Source organism: uncultured Hymenobacter sp. (genome assembly GCF_964243305.1).
GTDB lineage: Bacteria > Bacteroidota > Bacteroidia > Cytophagales > Hymenobacteraceae > Hymenobacter.
In genome coordinates this window covers 83,489-90,091 of sequence record NZ_CAXTEF010000012.1, presented here as the reverse complement: position 1 = coordinate 90,091, position 6,603 = coordinate 83,489, and the positions used below count along the sequence as shown (strand labels likewise).

The 6,603-nt window shown below is 63.1% G+C and carries 6 protein-coding genes; 5 read left to right on the top strand and 1 reads right to left on the bottom strand.

The window, feature by feature from the left end:
• Positions 1 to 549 (top strand): hypothetical protein (locus ACFE70_RS09515; protein ID WP_375417502.1); only part of this gene is annotated, 549 nt, incomplete at its 5' end.
• 154 nt (positions 550 to 703) lie between these two features.
• On the opposite strand, the gene ACFE70_RS09510 is transcribed toward ACFE70_RS09515, so the two are convergent.
• Entirely contained in the window at positions 704 to 946 is a 243-nt protein-coding gene (locus ACFE70_RS09510; RefSeq protein WP_375417501.1) for a hypothetical protein, read from the bottom strand.
• A gap of 132 nt (positions 947 to 1,078) precedes the next feature.
• On the opposite strand from ACFE70_RS09510, the gene ACFE70_RS09505 reads away from it, so the two are divergent.
• From ACFE70_RS09505 to ACFE70_RS09490, 4 genes are all read left to right on the top strand, one after another.
• Entirely contained in the window at positions 1,079 to 1,435 is a 357-nt protein-coding gene (locus ACFE70_RS09505; protein WP_375417500.1) for a hypothetical protein, read from the top strand.
• Between the two features lie 89 nt (positions 1,436 to 1,524).
• Positions 1,525 to 2,940, top strand: coding sequence for a histidine--tRNA ligase (gene hisS, locus ACFE70_RS09500; protein WP_375417499.1), 1,416 nt, complete (start codon positions 1,525 to 1,527; stop codon positions 2,938 to 2,940).
• A gap of 41 nt (positions 2,941 to 2,981) precedes the next feature.
• Positions 2,982 to 4,424: an aromatic amino acid lyase gene (locus ACFE70_RS09495; protein ID WP_375417498.1), complete on the top strand. Its 1,443-nt coding sequence runs from the start codon at positions 2,982 to 2,984 to the stop codon at positions 4,422 to 4,424.
• Positions 4,425 to 4,580: 156 nt separating this feature from the next.
• Positions 4,581 to 6,566, top strand: coding sequence for a gliding motility-associated C-terminal domain-containing protein (locus tag ACFE70_RS09490; protein ID WP_375417497.1), 1,986 nt, complete (start codon positions 4,581 to 4,583; stop codon positions 6,564 to 6,566).
• Positions 6,567 to 6,603 lie beyond the last annotated feature (37 nt).

The following is a 6,603-nucleotide window of genomic DNA, read 5'->3' as shown; positions in this document are numbered from 1 at the left end:
CAAGCACGCGACTTGACTGATGCTTCCCCTGCTGGCAACTACGTGGCTGCAATTCGTACAAGCGAAGAGTTAAAAATATTGGCTCGAATTCGAGGTAAGGGCTACAAAACATTGGAGATATTGCCAGTTGGTGCAAGACTTTCCTTTCTATTGAGTAGTCCTAATGACGAGACCACTGAGTCCTATGCTTTTCACATTGAATTACGCGAGCCACTACACATCTACGCTCCGCTGCATAACGTCCCCGATTTAGATGGGGATATCCCAAAAGATTATGGCAAGCTGCTGGATTGCAGGTGCGTAGTGCTGCCGCTTCAAAACGCAGAGAAATTTCCCTATGCTGAACCTGTGTTTGCTGATTCAGTAAACGAAGCTATAAAGAATGCTCATGTGCATTATTTTGGTAACTCTGGTAGCCCAGGGCGTAGTGCTTTCAATGTTTGCCATGTAGCCTCAAGTCCCGGACCCAAATTACGTTGGATGCGCTCTATTGACTTACATGATTTAAGAGAGCAAGTAGCTCCCGAACTTTGGAAACAAGAGGTGTAAATATTCCAACCCCAGCTATACGGCTATCAGTGCAGGCGTGTATAGAAAGAGTTAGGCAGCCGCGCCTCTGGGAGCAGCAAAGCCGGCCGGCTGCCAAGCTGGCACGGCCTGCGAGGCTGCTGGAAAGCCGCTCCAACTTGTTTGGGGCGGCTTTTTAAGCTTTTGTGGCTTCTGGCAAGAACTTTATCAGGCCTAGAAAGTGAATTACCAAGACCAGATAAATTTTTATCAAACCTGGCAAAGGCTTATCCAGTGCCGGAAAAAGAGTTACTAAAACTGCGACAAGCTTTTCTACTGCTGATACCTTCTTAATCAAGACTGGAAAGGACTCATTTGAAGCTGGTGAAGCTTTTACTGACGTTGGTAAAGACTTTGCCAGCGTCAGTAAAGGCTTCACCAGTGCCGACCAAGACTAAACCAGCCGGTGCTTAGCCGTAGCCAGCGTTGCGAAGCTCATCTTTGGCGCAGCTTTTGCCCTAATTAACTCGAAAATATCTATTTTTTCACTTTTATTACCTTTTACTGCATTATGGCATCAATTCAACGCGAATCGGCGGAGCTAGCCGCCGCCACCAAGCGCCTCAATGGCCTCAACGCCATTGACCCCACGGGCAAGCTCGACCTGGGCAATGGCCACTCCATCAAATCCTACCAGGACCAGATTGCCGAGGTACAAGCCAGCCTCGACGGCTACAACCAGGCGCGCAAGACGCTTGACGCCCTCAAAAACCAGCTTGACAACGCCGAAAAAGGCTTAGCTCAGAAGTCGAGCGCCATGCTCACGGCCGTGGGCCTGAAGTACACCAAGGATAGCACGGAGTATGAGCAGGTCGGCGGCGTGCGCGCGAGTGAGCGTAAGAAGGCCGTGCGCAAGGTGTTGGCATAAGTACCGCTGCGCATTACAAAACGTTAGCTCCCCTCCTTATTTCAGGAGGGGAGTTTTTCGTTCGGGCGGGCCTGTACCTTTGCTTCATCATGCAAAAACCCAGTATTCCGAAAGGCACCCGCGACTTTGGGCCGGCGCAGGTGGCGCGGCGCCGCTTTATTCTCGATACCATCCGGCGCACGTTCGAGCGCTTCGGCTACGCGCCGCTGGAAACGCCGACGCTGGAAAACCTGAGCGTGCTCACCGGCAAGTACGGCGACGAGGGCGACCAACTCCTGTTTAAAGTGCTCAACTCCGGCGACTTTGCCAAGGATGTTACGAGCGAGGATTTAAGCGAAGGCAGCCGGCGCATCCTGCCCAAGATTGCCGAGAAAGGCCTGCGCTACGACCTGACCGTGCCCTTTGCCCGCTACGTGGCCATGAACCGCGGCACGCTCACGTTTCCCTTCCGCCGCTACCAGATGCAGCCCGTCTGGCGCGCCGACCGGCCGCAGCGCGGGCGCTACCGCGAGTTCATGCAGTGCGATGCCGACGTGGTGGGCACTTCTTCACTGCTCTGCGAGACCGAGATTGTGCTGATGATAAGCGAGGTGCTGCCGGCGCTGGGGCTGGACGACTTCACGATTAAGATAAACCACCGCGGGGTGCTGTCGGGCCTGTTTCAGGCGCTGGGGGAGGGTAGGGAAACAGACCTGTTCGTGGCGCTCGATAAGCTCGACAAAATCGGGCCGGACGGCGTGAGCAAGGAGCTGGGCGAGCGGGGGTTTTCAGAGGCGTCGATTGCGAAAGTCTTTGAGCTGCTGGCCGTGTCGGGCAGCTTCGAGGAGAAGCTGACGCAGCTGCAAGCTGGCCTTTCCGCCAGCGTTGCAGTGCTGGCCAGCGCCGACGGCCCAGCCGACGAAGCGGCGCCCAGCGACGGCGCCCGCGGCCTCGCGCAGCTGGCCGAGGTGCTGGATTTGCTACGCGCCTCGGGCTTTAAACAAGAAAGCCGCCTGGAGCTGGACCCCACGCTGGCCCGCGGCCTGAGCTACTACACGGGCTGCATCTTCGAGGTGAAAATCAACAACGTGCAGATGGGCTCCGTCAGCGGCGGCGGGCGCTACGACAACCTGACCGGCGCCTTCGGGTTGCCGAACGTGTCGGGGGTAGGGTTTTCGTTTGGCGTCGATAGACTGTATGACTGCCTGGAGGCGCTGGATTTGTTCCGCCAGCCGGCCGAGACGCCCACGCGCTGTCTGCTGACGCATTTCGACGCGGCCAGCGGCCGGGCGGCGCTGCCGGTGCTGGCCCGGCTGCGGGCGGCGGGCATCCCCAGCGAGCTGTATCCCGACCCCGTGAAGCTGGGGCGGCAGCTCCAATATGCCAACGCCAAGGGCATTCCGCTGGTGCTCTTGCTGGGCCCGGAAGAGCTGGCCGCCGGCGTGGTGAAGGTGAAAATCATGGCCTCCGGTGAGGAGAAAACCCTGCCGCTGGCGGGCATTGAGCAGGCTCTGAGCGCGGAATAGGGGGTAGGAAACTGATAGCATACTCCAGAATCCCCGCCTCTATGCCCGCCGACTACCTGCTCTCGCCCACGCAGTTTCTTACCCTGGCTGAGCTGGGCACTCTGCTCGCCAGCCGGGTCACCATCCGCCTGGCTGACGACGCCAAAACCCGCCTTCAGGCCGGCCACGCCTACTTGCGCCGGCGCCTTGAGCAAGCGCCGACGCTACTCGGCGACCTCTTCCAACTCAGCGCCCCGCCGGGCGCCAGCCGCCGGGCCCCTGACCAGCCGCCCCCCGCCAGCCTGCTTCTGGCCCACGCCGGCGGCATCGGCGCCGAAGTGCCCGCTGAGCTGGTCCGCCTCATGCTGCTGCTCAAGGCTCGCAGCCTGAGCTACGGCCACAGCGGCGTGGCGCCGGCCACGGTGCAGCGGCTGCTCGACATGTATAACCGCGAGCTGTACCCGGTGGTGTATGAGCAGGGCGCGACCGGCATTTTCGGCGACTCATCGGCCCTGGCTCACCTGGGTTTGCCGCTGCTGCTGCTGGGCGAGGTAAACTACCAAGGCTACCGCTTGGCCGCAGCCGACGCGCTGAGTTTGTTTAGTTGGGCCCCGCTGAGCCTGTCGGCGCCGGAAGAGCTGGCCTTGCTCAGCGGCACGCAGTTTACGCTGGCCTACGCCGTAGACGCGGCCTTGCGTACCGAACGACTCTGCCGGGCGGCAGATGTTATTGGGGCATTGTCGGTGACGGCGTTCGGTGGGCGGCTTGCGTTTTTTGAGGAGCGCCTGCTCCGCCTGCGGCCCCATGCCGGGCCGGGGGTGGTGGCCCGGCGCCTGCGCGAGCTACTGGCAGGCCCGGAGCTGTCCGCCGCCAACCCTGCCGGCGCTGAACTTACTCCGTACTCATTCCGCTGCGTGCCACAGGTGCACGGGGCCTCGCGCGACGCTTTAGCTTACGTAGCACAAACTATTGAGACAGAGTGCAACTCTGGCACGGAAGCGCTGGCCATAATTCCTGCGGATGATTTGCTGCTGGGCAGCGGCAACTTTCACGGGCAGCCGCTGGCGCTGGCCCTCGACCATCTGGCGCTGGCCGTGGCCGGGCTGGGCAGCATTTCCGAGCGGCGCACCGGCCACGTGCTGGCGGCCGGGCCCGGCCAGGAATCCGGGCTGCCGTACTCCGCGGCCAGCCTCGTGGGCCAGAACAAGCAGCTGAGCACCCCAGCCAGCCTGGATTCCGGCGGCCCCGGCCGGGCCGACCACCTGAGCCTGAGTGCCAACGCCGCGACCAAGGCCCACCGGGCGGTCGAAAACACCGAGCAACTGCTGGGCATCGAGCTGCTGGCAGCCAGGCAGGCGCTGGCCAGGCAGCAGCCAGGCCGCTTGTCCGAGGTACTGAAAATGGTGCTGGCTGCGTTTGGCGAAGCCGGGCCAGGCGGCAGGCAAGCGTCCTCTGCTGACCTGCCCGCGGCGGCCAGCTTCGTACGTAGGTTTGACTGGCCCTGAGCGGGTTTCACATTCCGGCACCTTGACCGCTGGTAGGGGAGTAGGGCTGGGTTCATTTCAGCGGACGCTGTTTAATTAACTGAAGGTTGAGTCGGATTTAAGAAATATGCTGCTAATCTGTAGCTTATGTTGAAAGTATTCTGTCGCGCGCTTCTCGTGCTGCTGGCTTTTAGTGGAGCCTATTTGCCGCAGCCGGTGCTGGGCCAGTGCGCAACCGAGCCGCAGTTACTGCTGCCTTTCCGCGCTTTTGACGCGCAGACCGGCCAGGAGGTGCAGGCGTTTTGCATGGGCCGGCCAGTGCGGTTTGAGCTGAGCCCCGGCCGGGTGGTGAACACTGATATCCCGACGTTTTTCGTGGTGCAGCCCGGCGTCAATGCCCTACCCCCCGGCTGCAACTTCAACCTGCCCGGCCAGCCCACCAACCTCTACACGCCCACGGCGGCGGGGCCGGTCACGGTGTCGGAAAACTCGAATGTGGGCAGCGGCGCCACGGCCCGCTCGGTGGTGTATTTTCGCAACTTCACCGTTTTCCCTACCCCCCCTCCTACTTTTAACCTCGCGCCCTGCGCCAATAATACGGCCCTGATTACCATCACGGATACGAACTACGACAGCTACGGCCTGCGCGTGGCTGGCACCGGCCCTGCCGAGATTGCGCTCAGCCGCGGGCAGACGGCCACGGTGCCGGCCGGCACGGGCAGCTTCACGCTGCTGGGGCGCTACACCCAAAACGGCCTGTGCGAGGGCAGCGCTACCCAGACGCTGGCCCCGCTGGCCGCCCCCGTTGCGCCGGTGTTCTCCGGCCTCACGCTGGCCGGTCTGCTGCCGGGGCCCGCAACCCTGGAGGTGAGCCAGCTCACGCCGGGCTATTTTTACACCGTGCAGCTGGCCGATGCCAGCGTGCCCGGTGGCTACCGTGACATTGGCCCGGTGCCGGCCAACGGCAGCTTCCCCCTCCTGAACGCCCCACCCGGCTGCTACCGCCTGCGCCGGCGCGATGCCTGCGGCACGGCCGAGGCTTTCACCGCCGATATCTGCACCCTGGAGCTGGAAGCCAGTGCCGGCAATGGCCGCAACCTGCTCACCTTCGGCACGAGTACCACCGGCGCCCTGCGCTACGAGCTGCGCCGCACGGCCGGCACCAGCGCGGCGCAGCTGCTGCGCACCTTCCCTACCCTGCCGGCCACGTTCGAGGATGCCGAGGTGGTGTGCGGCACCCGCTACACCTACCGCCTGACGGCGGTGCTGACTGAGGCCCGGCAGTCGATTTCCAACGAAGTCAGCCTGAGCGCGCAGTCTACGCTGGCGCCGCCGACCCCCTTGCTCGCGGCCAGCTTCGATTTGCGCAACCGCGTGAGCCTGACGGCCACGCTGCCCGGCGGTCAGCCGGTGCCGGCCAGCAGCCAGCTCGTGTTTAGTCGGAGCCTGGGCGGACAGGCGCCGCAGGTGCTGGGCCAGCCAACCAGCGCGGCAGCTTTGCGCGACTCAACCCAGCTCAGCACCTTGCTGGCGCAGCCGCCCTGCTACTTGGTGCGCCTGGCCGACCAGTGCGGCAACGCTGCCGCCACGGCCAGCAACGCCGCCTGCCCGGCCCTGCTGCGCGCCGAGGCCGTGCCCGCCAGCCCGGACCCGGCCGTGCGCCTGAGCTGGACCACGCCCACCGGTCCCGACCCCGCCCAACCGCCGCGCTACCGCCTGCTGCTGCTAAACGCGGCCGGCAACGAGCTGCGCGCCGTGCCCGTGAGCGGCAACTCTTACCTCGACCAAACCCTGCCCCCGGAGGGCCAGACCCTGCGCTACCGCCTCGAAGTGAGCGGGCTGGGCCTGAGCGCGCCTACCTTCTCCAATCTGGCCGCGGTGGTGCGCCCGGTGCGCATCGCGGTGCCCAACGCTTTCACGCCCAACGGCGACGGGCTGAATGATGTGCTGGAAATCAAGGGAAGGTTTTTGCGCAGCTTTCTGTTTACCGTGTTCGACCGCAACGGCCAGGAAGTTTTTCGCGCCACCGACCGCGCCCAGACCTGGGACGGCCGCATCGGCGGCCGTGCTCCCGTCAACGGCGCCTACGTCTGGCGCCTGAGCCTGAGCGACGAGGCCGGCCAGCTGGTGCAACAAACCGGCACGGTCACAATTCTTAAATGAGGAATTGAGATAAGTACAGGGAACGTCGTGCTGAGCC